Below are 20,015 nucleotides of genomic sequence, written 5' to 3' on the forward strand. Positions count from 1 at the left end.
GATAGTACGGGTGAATACCCAGAAACCACCACGTATCTTCGATCAATCCGAAAAACTCAAGGGAGTTTTGTACGAGATCCGCGGGCCTGTTTCTGCGGAGGCGGAACGCCTCGAGAACGAGGGAAACCGCATCCTGAAGCTGAACACGGGCAACCCGGCGATCTTCGGGTTCGACGCGCCCGACGTCATCCTGCAGGACATGATCGCCGCGCTGCCTACCTCCCAGGGTTACTCCACCTCCAAGGGTATTGTCCCGGCGCGACGCGCAATTGTGACTCGCTACGAGCTCACCGAGGGCTTCCCGGAGTTCGACATTGACGACGTCTTCCTCGGCAACGGCGTGTCCGAGCTGATCTCCATGGTCACGCAGGCGCTGCTTAACGACGGCGATGAGGTCCTCATCCCCGCCCCGGACTATCCGCTGTGGACCGCCGCTACCTCCCTGGCTGGTGGCAAGGCAGTCCATTACCTGTGCGATGAAGAGGATGACTGGAATCCTTCCATCGAGGACATTAAGGCCAAGGTCACCGACAAGACCAAGGCCATCGTGGTGATCAACCCGAATAACCCGACCGGCGCGGTGTACTCACGCGAGGTGCTGCAGCAGATCGTCGATATTGCCCGCGAGCACGAGCTGCTGATCCTGGCCGATGAGATTTACGACCGGATCCTCTACGACGATGCCGAACACATCTCCATCGCTTCCCTCTGCCCGGATCTGCTGTGCATTACCTTCAACGGCCTGTCCAAGGCCTACCGCGTTGCTGGTTACCGCGCCGGCTGGATGATCCTGACCGGCCCGAAGCATAACGCCGAAGGCTTCATCGAGGGCCTGGAACTGCTGGCGGGCACCCGCCTGTGCCCGAATGTGCCTGCTCAGCACGCTATCCAGGTGGCGCTGGGCGGACGGCAATCCATTTACTCCCTCACCGGCGAAGGCGGCCGCCTGCTTCGCCAGCGCAACGCCACATACGAGGCCCTCAATGAGATCCCCGGCGTGTCTTGCGTGAAGCCGATGGGCGCCCTGTACGCGTTCCCACGCATCGACTTGGACATGTACCCCATCCACGACGATGCCCGCATGATGCTCGATCTGCTCCGCCAGGAGAAGATCCTCATGGTTCACGGCACTGGCTTCAACTGGGACAAACCCGACCACTTCCGTGTGGTCACGCTGCCTCACACCGCCGAGCTTACCGACGCCATCAAACGCTTCGGCGCATTCCTCCAGCGGTACAAGCAGTAGCTTTTTAACCAGACAACTACGGGTTAAGTAGCAACATGTGTGTCCAGTCGGCGTTGCTGCTTCACTTCTGGGTCTTTGGCCACGGCCCCTGAAGTTTTTTACTAAAACCCGGGAAGCATTTCCCGGATCTTGGGCCCAAAACAGTGAAATAGCAGGTGTGAAGCCTAAAAAATCACCGAAACCCGGGGAACGCTTCCCGGGTTTTACAGGGTTAAGTAACACAATGTGTGTCCGGGCGGTGTGTCTCTAGCCGGGCACTATTGTGTTGGCAGTCGGCTGGGCTAGCCGTTGACGCAATAGAGCTGATCGGCCTGTTTCCCGGTTGGCATGCCCCATCGGGAGATACCTCACGAGCCTGCAGGATCGGTCAGTGCGGTTGAGCCGACAGCATAAGCATGGAAGGCCCGTAAAGGTCGCCGCGTGTATGTGATCCGCTCTGGTTTTGGTGGTGCCGTTGTTTTTGCTTTCGTCCCCGGCAGACGGGGGCATCGGGGTCGGTTTTTGGTCACCGGAGTTAGGTGACCGCACCTGTTAGTACAGGTGCGGTATCACTCGCGGTATTGAACAAGGATTGTGCGTTTATAAGACCTCAAGCAATATAAAACATGCATTTGCATACCTTGAACAGGACCTATCGCGGACAACAGACACACTTTCTGCTACTTAACCAGACAACTACGCACCCGCTCGGCGGGCGTAGTTGTTTTTGTTATGCCATAACGAACCGCCGCGCATCACATACTCCACGGCGATGAGGGCAACTGGAAGCCACAGCAGCCACGCGGGAATATCGCGGGAAAGCTCCAAGAACCACGCGAGGCCACCACTGACCGATACTGCGACTCCGTAAGCGTAGTACTTATCGCCTTCCAGTCCCCGCACCAGTGCGATCACGCTCAATGCTGCACTTGCCATCATTGCGATGCACGCCACAGCCAGTGGATCGGTTGTTGGAAGAGTAAAAGCCACGCCGATGAGAACAATCTCCAACAGGCGATAAGCAAAAGTGAGCACAAGTATCCCTCAGTACAAGATCGTTAATATGCCCTCAAGATAGGTGGGCGAGCAAAGGAAGTAAAGAGTAGGATTGTTATTCTTGCTAACTTCTCAGTTCGCCCTTCCTTTTGCTGACAAGACACTAATTTCTTGTCCGTCATTTTTAAGTTTCAACTTCACCAATCACTTATTACAATCGGCTGGCATGGCCCACCACCATTCCGTTACTGCCCCCACATCCCGTACTAGGCATAGGCGTCGCAAGGAACCGGCACCGACCAACATCCCACGGCTGATCGTCGCCATTGCCTTAGTCTGCGCGGCGCTGGCGACAGTTTTCGGATTGTTGCGGCTGTGGCCGGATTCCACGCCGGTGCACGTGAGCGAGAAGTTTTCTGCGTCCTCAAACCTGGCCATGCCTCGAGTGTCGGGTACAGTGACGGATGCCCGACCGGGGATCTGCAACAGCCCGTCGGTAGGCAAGGCCTTCGACGGCGACCCCATCACCACTATCAACCGCGGAAGCCTGTGCCCCCGAGCGCTAGTCGCCCTGGAAGAGGGCCCCAACCAGGGCAAATCGACGCTACTGATGACGGAGGGTTACGAACTACACCAAGGCCAGCACATTTGGCTCACTGAAACCAAAGGTCCGGACGGCTCCCTGATTTACGCGTTCGCGGATTTCCAGCGTGGTTCTACGCTGCTGTGGTGGGGGCTGCTCATCGCCGGGGCCGTTGTGGCCATCGGTGTGTTGCGCGGGCTGCTTTCGCTAATCGGCCTCGCCATCACCTTCACTGCGATCAGCGTGTTCTTACTCCCCGGGCTCGCACACGGCGGTTCACCACTCCTACTGGCATTGACGTGTGGCTCAGCGATCCTGTTTCTCACGTTGTTCCTGGTGCACGGCATCAGTTGGAAAACAACCTCCGCGCTGGCAGGAACCCTCAGCGCGTTGGGGTTTGCTGCCATATTGGCCCGCTACGCCATCGCATCCAATGATTTGCAGGGCCTGGGAGATGAAAACAACCTGCTCATCCAGCTGTATCTTCCAGATATCTCCGTCTCGGGGCTGATGCTGTGTGGGTTCATCATCGGCGCGCTGGGGGTGCTCAATGACGTCACCATCGCTCAAGCATCGACGGTGAACGAGCTGTACGAATCCTCGCCACAGGCGTCGCCGTGGGCAGTGTTCATCAGCGCGATGCGGGTGGGCCAGGACCATATCGCATCCATGGTGTACACCCTCGTGCTGTCCTACACGGGTGCAGCCCTGCCAATGTTGCTGCTGTTGCACGTGGCAAACCGCCCGCTGTCACAGACGCTCACCAGCCATGTGATGGCCACCGAGCTCATGCGCTCCGGGGTGGGCGCCCTGGCGATGGTGTGCGCTATTCCGCTCACCACCGCCATCGCGGCGTTCACTGTTCGACCGGCTCGTTAAAGGCTCCTGCCGAGCGCTTGCACGGTCCAGCCAGCATCCTGCCATTTCTCAACCGGCAGGACGTTACGACCATCCAGCATGACCTTCTTTCGCACCAGGTCAGCGGCGTGGACGGGGTCGAGTTCCTTGAATTCTTGCCATTCGGTGGCCAGCACCACGACGTCGGCCCCGCGCAGTGCGTCATCGGTGGAGGACGCGTAGTTCAAGGTCGGGAAGACCTTGCGGGCGTTATCCATGCCCTGCGGATCGTAGACCGTCACCTGCGCACCAGCCAAGGAGAGCGACCCGGCGACGGAGAGCGCTGGTGAATCCCGCACGTCGTCGGAATTGGGTTTGAACGCCGCGCCGAGCACCGTCACGTTGTGGCCGAGAAGGTTGCCGCCGCAGGCCTCCCGCGCGAGCAGCACCATCCGGTCGCGGCGCCGCATGTTGATCGCGTCGACTTCACGTAGGAAGGTCAGCGCCTGGTCAGCGCCCAGTTCGCCGGCGCGGGCCATGAACGCGCGGATGTCCTTAGGCAGGCAGCCACCGCCAAAGCCGAGTCCAGCGCCGAGGAATTTCCGGCCGATGCGGTCGTCGTAGCCGATGGCGTCGGCAAGCTTGACGACGTCCGCCCCCACCAACTCGCACACCTCCGAGACGGCGTTGATGAAGGAAATCTTGGTGGCCAAGAAGGCGTTTGCGGACACCTTCACCAGTTCGGCGGTCTGCAGATCCGTGACGATGAATGGGGTGTCATTGTTCAGAGGGATCGCGTACACCTCGCGCGCGATCTGCTCCGCTTCACTGTCTTCAGCGCGCGTTCCCAACACGATGCGGTCCGGGGTGATCGTGTCCTGCACCGCGTACCCCTCGCGCAGGAATTCCGGGTTCCAGGCGATCTCCACACTGGTCCCCTCCGGGGCCAGCTCATCGGCCAATTGCTGCAGCTCAGCAGCGGTGCCTACTGGGACGGTGGACTTACCGAAAATCACGTGCCGCCCCTTAAGCTTCGGCACCAGATCCTTGATCACCGCGAAGACGTAGGTAAGGTCCGCCGCGTAGGAGCCACGCTGCTGCGGAGTGCCGACCCCCAGGAAGTGGACGTTGGCAAAGGACGCGGCTTCAGCGTAGGACGTCGTGAAGCTCAGGCGTTGCGCGGCGATGTTGCGCTCCAGCACCTCCGGCAGGCCCGGTTCATAGAAAGGCACGGTGCTGTTTTGCAGCGCGGCAATCTTGCTCTCATCCACGTCCACGCCCAGGACGTCGTGGCCAAGTTCTGCCATACAGGCAGCGTGGGTAGCGCCCAAGTATCCGGTTCCGATGACTGTCATACGCATAACAGTCCAATCTAGTCCCGGATGCGGGAGTGCGCTGACTTCGTTACCTAAAGTTCAGATACGCCTTGCTTGGGGTTGGCCCCCGCTGTCCTTGGTACTTGGAGCCCAGCTTGCCGCTGCCATACGGCGTCTCCGCGGGAGAGCTCATCTTGAACAGCGCCAACTGGCCCACCTTCATGCCCGGCCACAGCGCGATCGGCAGGTTAGCCACGTTCGACAGCTCCAAGGTGATGTGGCCCGAAAAACCCGGGTCAATAAAACCGGCGGTGGAGTGCGTCAGCAGACCAAGACGCCCCAAGGAGGACTTCCCCTCAAGGCGGCCCGCCAGGTGCGCTGGCAGGGTGAACTTCTCGTAGGTCGCCGCGAGCACAAACTCGCCAGGGTGCAGAATAAACGGCTCGCCGTCCTGCACCTCAATCTCGCTGGTCAGCTCATCCTGCTGCAGCTTCGGATCAATGTGCGTGTACTTCTGATTATTAAACACACGGAAGAAGCGATCCATACGCACGTCAATTGACGACGGCTGGATCATCTTCTCCTCAAACGGCTCAATGCCAAGCTCATCGTTCTCGATGGCAGCGCGGATATCACGATCTGAAAGCAGCATGTTGTTAAGTGTAACGCAGCCCGTTTTCCAATACCGACCTCCTGGTGCTAGAATGCTTTCTATTGCAAGCAGCAATTGCCGATGTAATTCAATGGTAGAATGTCAGCTTCCCAAGCTGAATACGCGGGTTCGATTCCCGTCATCGGCTCCATATCCCGGCCACGCGTGGCTGGGTTTTTGTTTTGGGGTAAGGGACGCCACGGTCCCCAACCGGGCCCAGGTTCCCCTCATCCTGAATCCCCACCTATCGTGCGTACGGCTCAGGCTTGATCTTGTCAACAGGCACCGACCGCATTACCAATAGCGGTGTCCTCCAATGCTGCTGGTGCCGTCACCCGCCATAGAGTTTTCGTCCCCAGCCCTATAATGATGCATAGGAAAGGTGGTTAGACATGGGAAACCTCGTTGTCACTTGGGAAGAATATCTTCCCTATACGCCCCACCAAATCTGGCAGGTGATCACCGACCTAACGAACTGGAAATGGCGTAGCGATCTAGCTGATTGCGAGCTAATCGACGAGCATAGGTTTATCGAGATTCCGAAGAAAGGAAAACCCATTCGTTTTCGTACGACCTGCTTCGAGCCACCGCACATTTGGGAATTTCAAATGGACTCACCAACCCTGGTTGGGACATGGCAGGGGATCCTTGAGCCCACGGGAAGAGGCAGCTGCCAAGTCAGATTTGTCGAGGATGTGCACCTTCGAAATAAGCTGCTTCCAAAATGGATAGCAAAACGATTCCTTGTCGCCTACCAAACCCAGTATTCCCGCGACCTGCGCGCTGAACTACAAACGCGCTACAGCTAGATCTACTTCTTTGCTCCAACGGTCCTGCTTGAATGGCGAAGTTGCAAGGGTCCGCTAGAATCTGCAACGAAGCCCCGGTGGAGCGCTATCTGACGGAGAAATCTGGACAGGTATTCTCGCCGGGGCATTGACATACCTTCATCAGGGAAAGAACGAAAGGTTACGTCCGCTATCTAGGAGTGTTTCTTAAGTGATGCGCGAACCATTATTGTTGGCTCCAACACCCGGCCACGCGTGGCTGGGTTTTTGTTTTTCTGAATCACTACAGTAGGAGTGGGTCACCACCACCCCAGAGCTGATACCGCCAGAACCCAGGAGCCTCATGCCCATCCACGATGAACGTCACGCCCGCCTCCACCTCCTACTCGGCGACGACGGCCTGGAAAACCTAAAACATGCCACCGTCATGGTCCTTGGCCTCGGTGGTGTCGGTTCGGCGTGCGCGGAGGCGTTGGCGCGTGGTGGGGTGGGGAACTTGATCATCCTGGACCGTGACACTGTGGAAGCCAGCAACATCAACCGGCAACTGATCGCGTTCACCTCCACCATCGGACGGGTAAAAGCCGAGGTTATGGCGGAGAAGATCCAGGACATCAACCCGGCTGCCTCCGTCATCGCTCAGCAGGTGTTCCTCACTGCGGACAACGTCCCCGCCGTTTTGGACGAGCTACCGCGTCCCGACTACGTGCTCGACTGCATTGATACGGTGTCGCAGAAACTGGCGGTCGCGCACTGGTGTGCCTCGAACGGGATTCCGCTGCTCAGTTCCATGGGCGCCGCCAACCGCTTGGACCCCACCCAACTGAAATTCGCGAATCTGCGCAAAACGTCCGTGTGCCAGCTTTCCAAGGTGATGCGCCTGGAGTGCAACAAGCGACGCATCAAGGGCGTCGAGGTGCTGTTTTCCACCGAGATTCCGCAGCGCCCCGGCCACGGCACCACCAAAGCGGAGACGCTCGGCTCCATGAGCTACATGCCGCCGATTATGGGTATGATGATCGCAGGCAAGGTGATCCGTCGCCTGTCCGGCCTCGAACCGATACCCCGCCCACCCCGCCTGTTCCGTTCCCGCGAGGAAGCCCTGGCTCTCGAATGCTCCTAGACACCCACTTTCACCTGGACTTTTTATCCGATCCCGATGCTTTTCTCGCCGCGCTGGATGTGCAGGTGGTGGCGCAAACCGTGCTGCCCTCTTCTTTTACCCCCGGCCCGCTGCGGTCGCTGGGCTACCACCCGTGGTGGGTGTCATCGGACATGGACAAGCAGCTCGCGCTTTTCGACGACGCAGTGCACCTCACCCGATTCATCGGCGAGATCGGGCTGGATTTTTCCCTGCGCCGCCTCGACAACGCTGACCTGCAGCAGCAGGCTTTCAGGCACATTGTTTCCGCCCTTAATGAGGAGCACGTGATGTCCATCCATGCGGTGCGCTCAGCGTCAGCGGTACTGGATCTACTGGAAGGCTGCCCTGCTACCCCAATCATTCACTGGTTTTCCGGGAACTCCGATGAGCTCACCAGGCTAATCAGAATGGGTGGCTACATCTCCATTAATACCCGGATGCTGGAGACCAAACGCGGCCGGGCCTTTGTAAAACAGGTACCGGCGGATCGGATCTTGTTAGAGACCGACTTCCCTTCCTCACGCGAGCAAGACGAAACGGAACACGCCCGCGAAGTATCCCAAGCACTGCACGAAACCGCTGCTGCGATCTCATCTTTGCGCGGGACAGACATGGTGCCCGCAATCCTGGAGAACCAACAGCGACTGTTTGGGGTGAGCTAACGCCAAATACGCAGCCCGTCTTTCATGTCCTCGATCTGCGCGAACTTCGGCGCGCGGAGCGCCTTATACGTCATGAACCAGTCACCGATCGCGCCACCCAGCAGCACACCGGCAGGAACCACCAACCACCCCGCAAGCGGCAGACCAGCAAGGATATAGGCCGCCGGCACTATCGCCAACACCACCCCCGGCAAGAGCGCCACATATGTGAACCCGGCTTTTCTTAGTCGCGCGCCGGGCGCAGTGCAATAAAACGCAGGCATGACACCACCAACCATGGTGGCTCCATACTTCGGCTTGTGACCAAGGGTTCGCAACGCGAAACCATGCAACAGTTCGTGAACCACCATAAGAAACAGAATCAGGAACACCGAACTCAAAACAAGCCCCAGTTCACGGGCCGAAAACTCGATGGTATGCGGACCCGGATGAGCCACGGAGAACAGCGTGGCGAACCCAAGGATCGCGCCGAACGTGGAGATAATGCCACCGACGTTCATCAGCATCGCGGTTTTAGAATCCGGGATCCATTCTTCGATGAGTTCAGAGGCCATGGGGCAGATTTTAGTGTCCTGGATCTTTTGACGATGTTACTTTGACGATGCTCCCAGGTCACGCTAATGAAAACCATCGACATCCAGGAATCATCGTCAATCCACAATCAGCATTACCTGAACCAAGTAACAAAGAGCCCCAAAACCAGAAACATCAAGCACCCACAAGGCGTGAGCCAGGCTCGGCAGCACGAACAACTCACACTCCCCTGCCACACGGGAATGACGATATAAAATTGACGATGCTTCCAGGTCACGCTAATGAAAACCATCGACATCCAGGAATCATCGTCAATCCAACATCAGCAAAACCCCACCCGAGAGCACCTACACCGCTGTAAGCTCGATCACATGATTACTCCGCAGCATTGGGAAGCTGATGTCGTCCTTAATGACGGCGATATTGTCACGCTGCGCCCTGTGCGCGCTTCGGACCGCGATGGGCTCCAGGACTTCTATTCCCGCGTCTCCGATAGGTCGAAGTACCTGCGGTTTTTCGCCGCACACCCGGTGCTGACCGACGAGGACCTGGATAACTGGGTGGATGTGGATCACCATGACCGGGTCACGTTGGTCATGGTGGACAGGGACAGTATCGTGGCTACGGCCAAGTACGCTCTGATCCCGGGTGAAACGCGCACCGCTGATGTGTCCTTCCTGGTACAGGACGATCACCACCATAAGGGTGTGGCCAATATTCTGCTGGAGCACTTGGCACAGATTGGCCGGGAATGTGACATCGAGACCTTCTTCGCGGAGATGCTGACCCAGAACCGGACGATGGTGCAGACCTTCATTAAAGCTGGTTATCGGGTGAATCCGGAGCTAGAGGATGGCTTCATCACGGTGAATTTCCCGATCGACCCCACCGAGACTTCAAGAGAGGTCATGGCCCGCCGGGAGTTGCGTGCGGAAGCGAACTCGATCCGGAGACTGCTCCAGCCGAAGTCGGTGGCCGTGATCGGCGACGTTGACCACATGCAGTCCGTGATCCCGAATCTCACTCAGGCCTGCTTCCAGGGTGAGCTCCGCATCCACACTGGCACCACTGACTACAAGCAGATCCCGGACAATACAGATCTGGTGATCGTGGAGCATGACCCGGATACTTTTGAAGACGCCCTGAAATGCGCTGCAGAAAAGCATGCGTTCGGGGTGGTGGCGCTTGCAGGTTCTACGAACCCTGGTCTGACACTCGAGGATGCGAAGGCGTTCGTCGATAAGGCGCGTGATTATGGCCTGCGCGCGTTGGGCCCGGCGGCGGTCGGCCTTATCAACACTCACACCCAGCTGAATGCCTCGCCGGCGCCGATGCCGCGCACGGGCACGGTGGGGTTGTTTACGCAGTCTGCTGGCGTTGCGACGCTCACCCTCTCTTACGCGTTGAAGCGAGGCTCGGGCCTGAGTTCGTTCATCGGCGCTGGCTCGTTTGGTGACGTCACCGGCAACGACGTGATCCAGTATTGGGCCAACGACGAACAAACCGAGATCTGCCTGTTATCCCTGGATTCGATCGGTAACCCCCGCAAGTTCTTCCGGGTTCTCTCGCGCTTGGCGCTGGAAAAGCGCGTGGTGGTGTTCATCCCGAGTCGCGCGCTGAAATCCGCTCGCCACTACCAGCTGGACAGCCTGGAAACTGCCTCCACGCAGGCGCTCGACGAGGTCATCCGCAACACCGGGGCGATGGTGGTCACGCGTCGCGAAACCATGTTTGATATTGCTCAGCTGCTCGCGCGCCAGCCGGTACCGCGCGGCCCGCGGATCACGGTTATCTCCAATTCCGCGGGGCTTACTGCGCAAATGACGCAGTCGGCGCAGCGTTTCGGGCTGGAGCCCACCGCGGTCACGGTATTGGAAGATCCCGTCGAGGGGATTCTCGCAGCTACCGAAAAGGCGCTACAGACCTCGGACGTGGTGCTCAGTGGCATTGTGGAGATCGGCGAGGAACTTTTCGAGGCAGCCTACGCTGGACTACAACAACTCGCGGCCACCACAGAAAACACTCCTCTCATCAGCACGTTTGTTGGGTTCCGCCCCGTAACAGAGGATCTTTCCGGCCCCGAGCAGCGCGGACAGCTCCCGGTCTTCGGCACCTACGCTGACGCCATCGAGGCAGTCTCGCGCATTTTGGCGTCCGAGAAACAGCGCGCCGCCACCCGCCCCACTCCGGACGATGAGTTCGGCGAAGGCGACAAAACCGCCGCGACGCAGGCAGTGCAGCAGATCCTGAACGAATCCCCGCAGGGGCGCTGGGCCACCGACGAAGAATCCGCCGAGATCCTGCGCACGTATGGCATCAATCTGATCCCGTGGACTCCGGTGAAGTCCCTGGCAGAAGCGTTACATGCTGCCGAGGGGTACGGCTGGAACGTGGTGCTCAAGAACATTCACTCCGCGGTGCGCGGGCGCCCGGAGCTCTCCGCGGTCATGCGGCACCTCACCTCCGCTGAGGCGCTCACCACGGCGTGGGAGACGCTGGAGACGATGGCTCATGACCTCGGCATCGGGTTCGAAGCAGTCGTGCAACCCACGGTGAAGCCGGGAACCACCCTGTCGATTCGTGCGATTGAGGATCCAGTGCTGGGGCCGATGGTTTCGCTTGGGGTCGTCGGCCCGCCGTCGGAGTTGCTCGGAGACACCACCTGGCGTGTCCCGCCACTCCGGCGTACCGACGCCCACGCCATGATCGAGCAGCTGCGCGCCGCCCCGCTGCTCATGGGCTACCGCGGTTCCCTGCCCGCCCAGCTCGACCAGATCGAGCAGCTGATTATGCAGGTGGCACGCCTGAAGGACGATATCGCCGCGATCGTGGATATTGAGCTCACCCCGGTGATCGCCAGCAACGACGGCACCACGGTCGTCGGCGCGCGCCTGCGCCTCGCCCCGCTGGCCACCGAACGCGACCCGCTGGCACGATCGCTATGAAACCGCTGTTGCTTCTCGACGACGCCCTCTACGGTTACAACCTCGGCGACACGCATCCGATGGGCGCGGATCGTGTCCGCTTGGCCGTGGAACTCGCGGACTACTTCGGGATCCTGTCCCACTTTGACCTGGAAGTTCCGCCGGCCCCCACGCGCGCACTGCTGGAAATGGTTCACTCCCCCGCATACATTGATGCTTTGCTCGCGGGTGAACCTTCGCTGGAACACGGAATCGGGGTCGAAGACAATCCAGTAGTAACGCCGGTAATGGAGTCCATTGGCGCCCACATCGTGTCCGCAACCGTGGCCGCCGCCGAAGAAGTATGGTCCGGGCGCCGGAAGCGGGCCGTTAACATTTCGGGTGGGTTGCACCACGCGTTCCCGGATCGAATGTCCGGCTTTTGCATGTACAACGACGCCGCCATCGCGATCCGGTCACTCTTAAACAAAGGCGCGCAGCGGGTGGCGTATATCGATGTGGACGCCCACCACGGCGACGGCGTGGAGCAGGAGTTCTGGGACGACCCACGCGTGCTCACCATCTCCATCCACGAATCCGGCCTCTACCTGTTCCCCGGTACCGGGTTCGCCCACGACATCGGCGGACCTTCCGCCTTAGGCACCGCCGTGAACATTGCACTGGACCGAGACACCTCGGACGAGGAGTGGCTACGGTGCGTGCATTCCCTAATCCCGCAGATCCTCAAGGTATGTCGCCCCGAGATCATCATTTCCCAGCACGGGGCGGACCCACACCGCGACGATCCTTTGGCCGACCTGCGCTTATCAGTCGATGCTCTCTACCGGGCCTATTCTTCCATCGGGCGCTGGGCGGATCGCTACGCCTCGGGACGCTGGGTAGCTTTAGGAGGCGGTGGCTACCACCGCGATAGCGTCGCCCGGATCTGGGTCGCTCTTATGGCGGCGGTCGCCGGAATACCCTTCGAGCCGACCGCTCCCATGCCACACAACTGGTCCCGTCGGGTCGGCGCGCCCTGCTCAGTGACCTGGGGAGATCCCGGCGCAGCCTTTCTGGTCAATGCGCTCAGCTTGGATCAGATCATGCACTCCGGGGCTAGCGCTGCAATGAAGGCCACATCAAAGGCAGTGTTCCCCTACTGGGGACTGCAACCGTATGGGTAGGGGTGTTCCAGCAAAAGAAGATTCTGGCTCCCCACTACGGGAATGACGATGTTGGAGTGACGATGCTTGCAGGTCACGCTGATGAAAATCATCGACATCCAGGAAGTATCGTCAATTCAATATCAGCATCATGGAATCAGACAGCGCAAAGTCCCACAACCCAGGATTTCAAGCTAAGAAATTACAAGGCGAGAATCACGCCACGGGAATGACGATGTTGGAGTGACGATGCTTGCAGGTCACGCTAATGAAAATCATCGACCTCCAGGAAACATCGTCAATTCAACATCAGCACTACCGAACCCAGACAACGCAACGTCCCCAACCCCAGGATCTCAAGCTAAGGAACTACCAGGGCGGGAACCACACCACGGGAATGACGATATTAAATTGCCGATGCTTGCAGGTCGGCCTAATGAAAATCATCGATATCCAGGAAGCATCGTCAATTTAATATCGCCGAACAGTGCTTAAAGCCCGAAAACCCCGCCAGAGCACCCACATCACCTACCGCGGTGGCATGCGCAGGCCACCATCCAGGCGAATCGTTTCGCCGTTGAGGTAGTTATTAGCCACGATTTGCCGTACGAGCAGCGCGTACTCTTCTGGCTGAGCCATGCGGGACGGGAACTGCACGCGGGATTCCAGCTCGGTACGGAATTCCTCGGAAATAGAGGCCATCATTGGGGTGTTCACCACGCCCGGCGCGATCGAGCACACTCGGATTCCCAGGGACGCCAGGTCGCGGGCTGCGGTGATGGTGAGCGCGTAGATGCCACCCTTGGAGGATGCGTAAGCCGCTTGGCCGACCTGGCCCTCGAAGGCGGCGACGGAAGCGGTCATGATCGCGACGCCACGCTGGCCATCGGAATCAAGTGGCTCCAGCTCACTGACAACTGAAGAAAACGCGGTGAGCACGTTAAACGTACCGATCAGGTTCACCTGAATCGTCTTAGCATACAGCCCCAGGTCATGCGGGCCCTTGCGCCCCACAATGCGCTGCGATGGGCAAATACCGGCACAGGCGACCAAAACGCGCAGCTCAGCTTCGGATGCCACCGACTGCACAGCCTCAGTGACTGCGTCAGCAGAAGTTACATCAACAACGCGATAGTCAACGCCCTCAATATCCCCTGCTTGCAGGTCGAATGAGTAGACCTTGACTCCGGCGTCGTGAAGCGCGCGGGCGGTGGCGGCGCCCAGGCCGGATGCGCCGCCGGTGATGATTGCTGCTTTTCCAGTGAGGTCCATAACGTCTCCTTATACGAATGCGGAGGTGCCGGTGACGGCGCGGCCGACGATGAGTGAGTTGATTTCGTAGGTGCCTTCGTAGGTGAAGAGGATTTCGGCGTCGGACATGAGTTTGGAGGCTTCATAGTCGGTGCAGATGCCGTTGCCGCCGAAGATGCCGCGGCAGGCGGCGGCGGATTCGCGGGCCAGGCGGGTGGTGGTGGCCTTCGCGAGGGCGGCATGTGGCATGTCCATCTGATCGTCCTGCTGGATGCGGGCGACCTGCGCCATCATGCTAAGCGACGCCGTTGCGTTGCCCAGGATCCGGGTCAGTGGCTCCTGGATGAGCTGGAACTTTGCCAGCGGTCGGCCGAACTGCTCACGTTCGATGGCGTAGCGGCGGGCGGCTTCGAACATGGCGAGCTGGATGCCGGCGCCCTGCCAGCCGACCCAGGCGCGGGAGTTGCGCAGCAGTACGTTGGTGGCTGCGAAGGAAGCGGCGCCAGGCAATGCGTTCGCCAACGGGATCTCAACGTTCTCGAACTTCAGATCGGCGTTCTGCATGATGCGCAGACCCATCTTGCGGGAGATCTTCCCGCGGGTGACACCGTCGCGGTCGAGTTCGACGAGGAAGCCCTTGATTTCGTTATCGTCCAGATCGCGGGCGAAGACGAGGGCAAAGTCCGCGAAGGTGCCGGCGCCGATCCAGCGTTTTTCGCCGTTGATCACCCAGCCGTCGTTGGTTTTTTGAGCTGTGGTGGCGAGGCCGCCGGCGATGTCGGAGCCGTGATCGGGTTCAGTGAGGGCGAAGCAGCCAACATTTTGGAACTTCCGCAGCCCCGGCAGCCAGGTGTCCTTCTGCTCCTGGGTACCCATGGCGTTGATGAAATCAACGATGAGCTCGTTGTGGATTCCCACCAGCGCAGAGAGGGAGACATCGGCGCGGGTGACCTCGGCGTAGACGAGGCCTTTGAACAGGCGGGAATCGGAGATGAAGTCGAGTTCACCCAGGCCATGCTCGGCGAGTTTCGGCAGCATGTCGAAGGGCAGTTCCTCCCGATCCCAGTACTCGCCAACGTTCGGGCGGATCTCGGTCTGCAGGAACTCGTGAATGGTTTGCAGCTGGGTCTGCTCCTCTGGAGTAAGCATGTCCGCGACACCGAGGATGTCAGCGTGAGGGAATTGGACCTTCGGGAAGTCCGTTGCAATGGTGGACAGAATAGGGGGCATTGTCGTTCCTCTCGAAGTGGGACGGTAAAGTAATCAGTACGCTTTCATTGGTTAGCGTACAGGCAATTGTGCGCCACGTCACTACTTTCTGAGGAGTTTTTGTGCTTACCCCCCGCCAGCGCGAGCTTTTCGACGCCCTGTACACCTATTTCCTCACCCACGGCTTCGCCGATTTCACCATTGACGGTGCGGCAGCTGCCCACCATTGCAGCAAGTCGACCGTATACGCATTGGGCAGGACGCGCGACGACATCATTCGGCGCATTCTGGTCACTTTCTTCAAGGAAGTCACCCGCCAGGTAGATGCCCAGCTAGCGGGACTGCGCACCCAACAGGCGATCCTGGAAACCTATTTCAGCGCGATGACCAGCGCGCTTGAACCAGCCTCGCCTGCCTTTATGCGAGATCTTGCTACAGAACCAGTCGCCCGCGAGGTGTACGAACTCAACACCGCAGCCGCAACGGAAAAGATCGCCGGAATCATCGACAAGGGCGTGGAGAAGGGGGAGTTTTCCACCACCGCGCCAGAATTTCTCACCCTCATCATCCGCAGCACGATGGAACAGATTCAGCAGGGAACATACGCTGCTACCTTGCCCTTTGCAGATGCGTACCGGGAGCTCGGCAAGCTCATCCTGCACGGAATTGTGACACGCGTCTAATTTTTTACCCCCGACTCCTCGCAATTAGTTCAACTTGCAACTAAGCTCACTTGCGACCCAAATCACAATTAACCATTGTGGTGGAGCTGGATCACTCAACAGTTCCCCACTGAAGTTGAACTTCGAAGAGGAGCCACCATGACCACCAACCAGACCGTGACAGAACAATTCCGCGCGGCCCGCGACCTGCTGATCTCTCATCAGCAGGATTGGGAGTCCGCCCGCGAGGCCTTCGAGTGGCCCCGCTTTGACAAGTTCAACTTCGCCCTCGACTGGTTCGACTCGCTCCCTGATGACGACGAAGCGTTGGTGATTATCGAGATCGACGGTTCTGAAACCCGTCGCACCTTCGGCCAGCTCAAGCAGCGTTCCAACCAGATGGCCAACTGGCTCACCTCCCTCGGTGTGAAGCGCGGTGACCGCATCATGCTCATGCTCGGCAACCAGGTCGAGCTGTGGGAATCCATGCTCGCCTGTATCAAGGGTGGCTTCGTGATGAACCCAGCAACCGCGATGCTGGGCACCGCCGACCTGCAGGATCGCACCGAACGAGCCGAGGTGTCTTGGGTCATCGTCAACCCGGAAGACGCGGAGAAGTTCCAGGATGTCACGGGAGATTTCACCATCATCCAGTGTGGCGACGAGGCCCCAACGCAAACCTCCCACCCGACTATCCAGTTCTCCGATTCTTTCCAGGCACCAGAAGAGTTCACCCCGGCCGTCGATACGCGTGCCGACGAGCTGCTGTTCCTCTACTTCACCTCCGGCACGACCTCGAAGGCGAAGCTGGTGCAGCACACCCACACCTCCTACCCCGTCGGGCACCTGACCACCATGTACTGGATCGGACTAACCCCGCAGGACGTGCACCTCAACGTCGCCGCACCGGGTTGGGCGAAGCACGCCTGGTCTAACTTCTTCGCCCCGTGGATCGCCGGCGCCACCATCTTCATCTACAACTACACTCGCTTCGACGCCGCGGCCCTCATGGACACCATGGCTCGCGAAGGCGTGACCAGCTTCTGTGCCCCACCGACCGTGTGGCGCATGCTCGCACAGGCGGATCTCACTCGCCTCAAGACCCCGCCAACCAAGCTGGTTGCCGCTGGTGAACCGCTTAACCCGGAGATGATCGCCACCGTTGAGCGCGCATGGGGCACCACGATTCGCGACGGATTCGGCCAGACCGAGTCCTCCCTGCAGATTGCTAACACCCCAGGCCAGCCCGTCAAGCCGGGTTCCATGGGCCGCCCGCTGCCAGGCATGGACGTGCGCCTGATCGACCCGATTACCGGGGAAGAGACCAACCACGGCGAGATCTGCCTGTCCATCGACCCGCGCCCAGTCGGTCTCACCCCGGGCTACTACCAGGCCGATGAGAAGAACGCGGAGGTGTTCCGGGACGGTTACTACCACACCGGCGACATCGCGGAGCGCGACGAGGACGGCTACATTACCTACGTCGGCCGCGACGACGACGTGTTCAAGGCGTCCGATTACCGCCTCTCCCCATTCGAGCTCGAGTCCGCCGTGATTGAGCACGAGGCGGTGGCCGAGGTGGCCGTGGTTCCGTCCCCAGATCCGATCCGCCTCGCTGTACCGAAGGCGTACGTGGCCCTAGCGGCGGGTTTCGAACCTAACGCGGAGACCGCCGAATCCATCCTGAAGCACTGCCGTGACAATCTCGCCCCTTACAAGCGCATCCGCCGCCTGGAGTTCTACGAGCTGCCAAAGACCGTGTCCGGCAAGATCCGTCGTGTGGACCTGCGCAAGCGCGAAAACGAGATCCACGCAGCCGACGGTGGCGCGTCCTCTGTCTCCTGCGAATTCTCCGACTCGGATTTTCCATCACTGAAGGGTTAACATCTCCCCCATGACCACCTCGATCGACGCCGTAGACCTCGCCCGCCAGAACTGGGATAAAAAGGGCTGGACTGCGGCGTCGTTGGGCATGGCCACGGTCACCTCGCTGGTGCGACTGGGCTCGCTTCTCGACGCCCACGTCAACCAAGTCCTCAAACCCTACGGGATCACGTTCTCCCGCTTCGAGCTGCTCACCCTGCTAATGTTCTCCCGCACCGGCGCCCTCCCCATGAAAAAAGCCAGCTCTCGACTCAACATCCCTCCCGCGTCGATCACCCACATGGTGTCCGCCCTTGAACAGGCTGGACTGGTGGAGCGCTCGCCGGATCCTCGCGACGGGCGCGGAGTGCTCGTCTCCATCACAGACCAGGGCATCGCCCTGGCATCCTCCGCAACGCCCGCCTTGAACAGGTTCTTTACCTCCCTCGACATTTCATCCGAAGCGCTCCTTGAGGAAAGCTCTGCGCTGCGACGACAGCTTGGGGACGGGTAGGATTTTCGCCCCGCCCACACGGGTATAAGCACTTTCTAGAAGCGTTGAAGCTCGAGCTCGACCATTCAGATAGTGAGAGACTGCGGTACCAAATAATTTTCCCCAATAGCCAATCCGCTCAAACGGTAACTCTCGAGTAGCTCAAATGGTTACCTTCGAGTTGCTCAAATGGTAACCTTGAAGCATGACTTACCTTCCACGCGCCCTTGAGCAACAGCTTGATCTCTTCATGCCTGAAGTGGCGGCGATCGCTATTGAGGGCCCGAAAGGCGTGGGCAAGACTTCCACCGCTGAGCAACGTTCTCAGCGAACTATCCGCCTCGATCAGCAAGAAGATCAAGCATTATTCCAGGCCTATCCCAACTTTAAACGTTTTGAGACTGGAACAATCCTCATCGACGAATGGCAAAAACTTCCCGAGGTGTGGGATCGGGTCCGTAGAGCCGTCGATGATGGCGCTGGACCTGGACGGTTCCTGCTCACAGGATCCGCGACACCCGTTTCTGGCACAGACACGCACAGTGGTGCTGGGCGCATCCTCTCACTACGAATGAGGCCCATGGCTTTGTTCGAGCGTGCCGGGGCGAAGGCGTCGATAAGCCTGCAAACGCTGATGGCAGGCACCGCTGATCTCTCAGGTTCGACGGATGTGGCACTGCAAGATTATGCGACAGCGATTGCCGAAAGCGGACTTCCCGGAATTCAGCCATTATCGCCCATGGTTCGCACAAGCCAGCTCGATTCCTATCTGCAACGCGTGGTCGATAGAGAATTGGTGGAACAGGGATACATGGTTCGTGACAAACAGTCACTCATGAATTGGCTACGGTCTTACGCTGCAGCAACGGCCACCGAAGCAAGCTATAACCAAATTCTTGACGGTGCCACGCCATCAGAATCGGATAAACCTTCAAAAAAGACCACTATGAAATACCGGGAAAAGCTCTCGGAAATTTGGCTCCTGGATCCGCTTCCGGCGTGGAATTTTGCAATGAACCCGTTCCCACGAATTTCCCAAGGTGAGACGCATTTCTTAGCAGACCCAGCACTCGCCGCGCGGCTACTAGGTCTCAGTGAGCGCAATTTGCTGCTTCCGAAAAACACCCGGATGCTTGGCGCGCTATTCGAGGCACTCGCGGTCCTCAGCGTGCGCGTCGCAGCAGAGGCGAACTTTGCCAAGGTTGGGCATTTCCGGAGTCTCGACGGTGGCCGAGAGATTGACATCATCGTCGAAACGCAAGACGGCGGCATCATCCCGATCGAAGTAAAGCTGACCGCTACCCCCAACGATGATGACGTCCGCCACCTGCTCTGGCTCCGAGACAAGCTGCCAGATGATGTCATCGACATGGCCGTGATCACCACCGGAAAGCACGCCTATCGGCGCCCCGATGGTGTCGCCGTCATCCCGCTTGCTCTACTGTGCGCCTAACCCAAGCTCCCCGATGATCTCGTCGCGTTTCCACGAGACGAACCGTTCTTCGCGACCATCTGACAGGCTCACCACCAGCAACGCGGCAGCTAGCGATTGTTTCTTGCGCAGCCCCACGATGGCACTGCGCGGGATGCGCAGCACTTCGGTGCTGAGATTCATGGCATGAGGTTGGAAGACCAGCTCATCCGGGGCGACTTCCAGATGCCCACCGATGGCGACCTGCCCGTACATGCCACTGAGCAGCTGCAGCGGCTGCCAGGCGAGCACTTACTCACCAA

General features: G+C 59.2%; 18 protein-coding genes and 1 tRNA gene. 12 read left to right on the forward strand and 7 right to left on the reverse strand.

The features are described from left to right. Positions 1 to 10 precede the first annotated feature (10 nt). Complete coding sequence (locus ACZ6ZO_RS04250) at positions 11 to 1,246, forward strand: pyridoxal phosphate-dependent aminotransferase (protein WP_465290815.1); 1,236 nt, start codon at positions 11 to 13, stop codon at positions 1,244 to 1,246. Positions 1,247 to 1,921: 675 nt separating this feature from the next. On the opposite strand, the gene ACZ6ZO_RS04255 is transcribed toward ACZ6ZO_RS04250, so the two are convergent. Continuing rightward, entirely contained in the window at positions 1,922 to 2,260 is a 339-nt protein-coding gene (locus ACZ6ZO_RS04255; RefSeq protein WP_182385283.1) for a hypothetical protein, read from the reverse strand. Between the two features lie 187 nt (positions 2,261 to 2,447). Here ACZ6ZO_RS04255 and ACZ6ZO_RS04260 point away from each other — a divergent pair, with 187 nt between their 5' ends. Then, positions 2,448 to 3,683: a YibE/F family protein gene (locus ACZ6ZO_RS04260; protein ID WP_182385282.1), complete on the forward strand. Its 1,236-nt coding sequence runs from the start codon at positions 2,448 to 2,450 to the stop codon at positions 3,681 to 3,683. Here ACZ6ZO_RS04260 and ACZ6ZO_RS04265 read toward each other — a convergent pair. Then, complete coding sequence (locus tag ACZ6ZO_RS04265; protein WP_208768171.1) at positions 3,680 to 4,996, reverse strand: UDP-glucose dehydrogenase family protein; 1,317 nt, start codon at positions 4,994 to 4,996, stop codon at positions 3,680 to 3,682. The genes ACZ6ZO_RS04260 and ACZ6ZO_RS04265 overlap by 4 nt on opposite strands. A gap of 49 nt (positions 4,997 to 5,045) precedes the next feature. Beyond that, positions 5,046 to 5,609, reverse strand: coding sequence for a dCTP deaminase (gene dcd / locus ACZ6ZO_RS04270; RefSeq protein ID WP_182385280.1), 564 nt, complete (start codon positions 5,607 to 5,609; stop codon positions 5,046 to 5,048). A gap of 77 nt (positions 5,610 to 5,686) precedes the next feature. On the opposite strand from dcd, the gene ACZ6ZO_RS04275 reads away from it, so the two are divergent. The 4 genes from ACZ6ZO_RS04275 to ACZ6ZO_RS04290 all read left to right on the forward strand — a co-directional run bounded on the left by ACZ6ZO_RS04275 (position 5,687) and on the right by ACZ6ZO_RS04290 (position 8,203). Continuing rightward, a tRNA-Gly gene (locus tag ACZ6ZO_RS04275) sits at positions 5,687 to 5,760 on the forward strand. A gap of 241 nt (positions 5,761 to 6,001) precedes the next feature. Beyond that, complete coding sequence (locus tag ACZ6ZO_RS04280) at positions 6,002 to 6,418, forward strand: SRPBCC family protein (protein WP_465290818.1); 417 nt, start codon at positions 6,002 to 6,004, stop codon at positions 6,416 to 6,418. A gap of 322 nt (positions 6,419 to 6,740) precedes the next feature. Further along, complete coding sequence (locus tag ACZ6ZO_RS04285; protein ID WP_465290820.1) at positions 6,741 to 7,520, forward strand: tRNA threonylcarbamoyladenosine dehydratase; 780 nt, start codon at positions 6,741 to 6,743, stop codon at positions 7,518 to 7,520. Next, entirely contained in the window at positions 7,511 to 8,203 is a 693-nt protein-coding gene (locus ACZ6ZO_RS04290) for a TatD family hydrolase (protein WP_465290822.1), read from the forward strand. The genes ACZ6ZO_RS04285 and ACZ6ZO_RS04290 overlap by 10 nt, the downstream gene beginning before the upstream one ends. Here the strand turns inward: ACZ6ZO_RS04290 and ACZ6ZO_RS04295 are convergent. Next, entirely contained in the window at positions 8,200 to 8,757 is a 558-nt protein-coding gene (locus tag ACZ6ZO_RS04295; protein WP_465290824.1) for a DUF3267 domain-containing protein, read from the reverse strand. The two genes, ACZ6ZO_RS04290 and ACZ6ZO_RS04295, sit on opposite strands and share 4 nt — an antisense overlap. Positions 8,758 to 9,108: 351 nt before the next feature. Between ACZ6ZO_RS04295 and ACZ6ZO_RS04300 the strand changes: the two genes are divergently transcribed. Beyond that, on the forward strand, positions 9,109 to 11,682 hold the full coding sequence (locus tag ACZ6ZO_RS04300; protein ID WP_465290826.1) for a GNAT family N-acetyltransferase: 2,574 nt from the start codon (positions 9,109 to 9,111) through the stop codon (positions 11,680 to 11,682). Then, entirely contained in the window at positions 11,679 to 12,824 is a 1,146-nt protein-coding gene (locus ACZ6ZO_RS04305) for an acetoin utilization protein AcuC (RefSeq protein ID WP_182385274.1), read from the forward strand. The genes ACZ6ZO_RS04300 and ACZ6ZO_RS04305 overlap by 4 nt, the downstream gene beginning before the upstream one ends. Positions 12,825 to 13,331: 507 nt before the next feature. Here ACZ6ZO_RS04305 and ACZ6ZO_RS04310 read toward each other — a convergent pair. Beyond that, positions 13,332 to 14,075 (reverse strand): SDR family NAD(P)-dependent oxidoreductase, encoded by a 744-nt coding sequence (locus ACZ6ZO_RS04310; protein ID WP_465290828.1) that lies wholly within the window; start codon positions 14,073 to 14,075, stop codon positions 13,332 to 13,334. Positions 14,076 to 14,084: 9 nt separating this feature from the next. Further along, complete coding sequence (locus ACZ6ZO_RS04315; RefSeq protein ID WP_465290830.1) at positions 14,085 to 15,284, reverse strand: acyl-CoA dehydrogenase family protein; 1,200 nt, start codon at positions 15,282 to 15,284, stop codon at positions 14,085 to 14,087. Positions 15,285 to 15,385: 101 nt separating this feature from the next. Here ACZ6ZO_RS04315 and ACZ6ZO_RS04320 point away from each other — a divergent pair, with 101 nt between their 5' ends. From ACZ6ZO_RS04320 to ACZ6ZO_RS04335, 4 genes are all read left to right on the forward strand, one after another. Further along, entirely contained in the window at positions 15,386 to 15,946 is a 561-nt protein-coding gene (locus ACZ6ZO_RS04320; RefSeq protein WP_465290832.1) for a TetR/AcrR family transcriptional regulator, read from the forward strand. Between the two features lie 138 nt (positions 15,947 to 16,084). Then, positions 16,085 to 17,809, forward strand: a complete 1,725-nt coding sequence (locus ACZ6ZO_RS04325; RefSeq protein WP_465290834.1) for an AMP-binding protein — start codon at positions 16,085 to 16,087, stop codon at positions 17,807 to 17,809. A 10-nt stretch (positions 17,810 to 17,819) separates the two neighbouring features. Further along, complete coding sequence (locus tag ACZ6ZO_RS04330) at positions 17,820 to 18,302, forward strand: MarR family transcriptional regulator (protein ID WP_465290836.1); 483 nt, start codon at positions 17,820 to 17,822, stop codon at positions 18,300 to 18,302. 184 nt (positions 18,303 to 18,486) lie between these two features. Further along, positions 18,487 to 19,734, forward strand: coding sequence for an ATP-binding protein (locus ACZ6ZO_RS04335; RefSeq protein ID WP_465290838.1), 1,248 nt, complete (start codon positions 18,487 to 18,489; stop codon positions 19,732 to 19,734). Here the strand turns inward: ACZ6ZO_RS04335 and ACZ6ZO_RS04340 are convergent. Then, positions 19,720 to 20,004, reverse strand: coding sequence for a hypothetical protein (locus tag ACZ6ZO_RS04340; RefSeq protein WP_465290840.1), 285 nt, complete (start codon positions 20,002 to 20,004; stop codon positions 19,720 to 19,722). The two genes, ACZ6ZO_RS04335 and ACZ6ZO_RS04340, sit on opposite strands and share 15 nt — an antisense overlap. Between the last annotated feature and the right edge of the window lie 11 nt (positions 20,005 to 20,015).

It is taken from the genome of Corynebacterium sp. NPDC104732 (genome assembly GCF_055583565.1).

What these genes read in the sequence shown, in the direction of transcription:
- ACZ6ZO_RS04335 (WP_465290838.1), top strand. Translation starts at nt 18,487, where the DNA reads ATGACTTACCTTCCACGCGCCCTTGAGCAACAGCTTGATCTCTTCATG.
- ACZ6ZO_RS04315 (WP_465290830.1), bottom strand. Translation starts at nt 15,284, where the DNA reads ATGCCCCCTATTCTGTCCACCATTGCAACGGACTTCCCGAAGGTCCAA.
- ACZ6ZO_RS04330 (WP_465290836.1), top strand. Translation starts at nt 17,820, where the DNA reads ATGACCACCTCGATCGACGCCGTAGACCTCGCCCGCCAGAACTGGGAT.
- ACZ6ZO_RS04295 (WP_465290824.1), bottom strand. Translation starts at nt 8,757, where the DNA reads ATGGCCTCTGAACTCATCGAAGAATGGATCCCGGATTCTAAAACCGCG.
- ACZ6ZO_RS04310 (WP_465290828.1), bottom strand. Translation starts at nt 14,075, where the DNA reads ATGGACCTCACTGGAAAAGCAGCAATCATCACCGGCGGCGCATCCGGC.
- ACZ6ZO_RS04260 (WP_182385282.1), top strand. Translation starts at nt 2,448, where the DNA reads ATGGCCCACCACCATTCCGTTACTGCCCCCACATCCCGTACTAGGCAT.
- ACZ6ZO_RS04285 (WP_465290820.1), top strand. Translation starts at nt 6,741, where the DNA reads ATGCCCATCCACGATGAACGTCACGCCCGCCTCCACCTCCTACTCGGC.
- dcd (WP_182385280.1), bottom strand. Translation starts at nt 5,609, where the DNA reads ATGCTGCTTTCAGATCGTGATATCCGCGCTGCCATCGAGAACGATGAG.
- ACZ6ZO_RS04325 (WP_465290834.1), top strand. Translation starts at nt 16,085, where the DNA reads ATGACCACCAACCAGACCGTGACAGAACAATTCCGCGCGGCCCGCGAC.
- ACZ6ZO_RS04290 (WP_465290822.1), top strand. Translation starts at nt 7,511, where the DNA reads ATGCTCCTAGACACCCACTTTCACCTGGACTTTTTATCCGATCCCGAT.
- ACZ6ZO_RS04300 (WP_465290826.1), top strand. Translation starts at nt 9,109, where the DNA reads ATGATTACTCCGCAGCATTGGGAAGCTGATGTCGTCCTTAATGACGGC.
- ACZ6ZO_RS04305 (WP_182385274.1), top strand. Translation starts at nt 11,679, where the DNA reads ATGAAACCGCTGTTGCTTCTCGACGACGCCCTCTACGGTTACAACCTC.
- ACZ6ZO_RS04265 (WP_208768171.1), bottom strand. Translation starts at nt 4,996, where the DNA reads ATGACAGTCATCGGAACCGGATACTTGGGCGCTACCCACGCTGCCTGT.
- ACZ6ZO_RS04280 (WP_465290818.1), top strand. Translation starts at nt 6,002, where the DNA reads ATGGGAAACCTCGTTGTCACTTGGGAAGAATATCTTCCCTATACGCCC.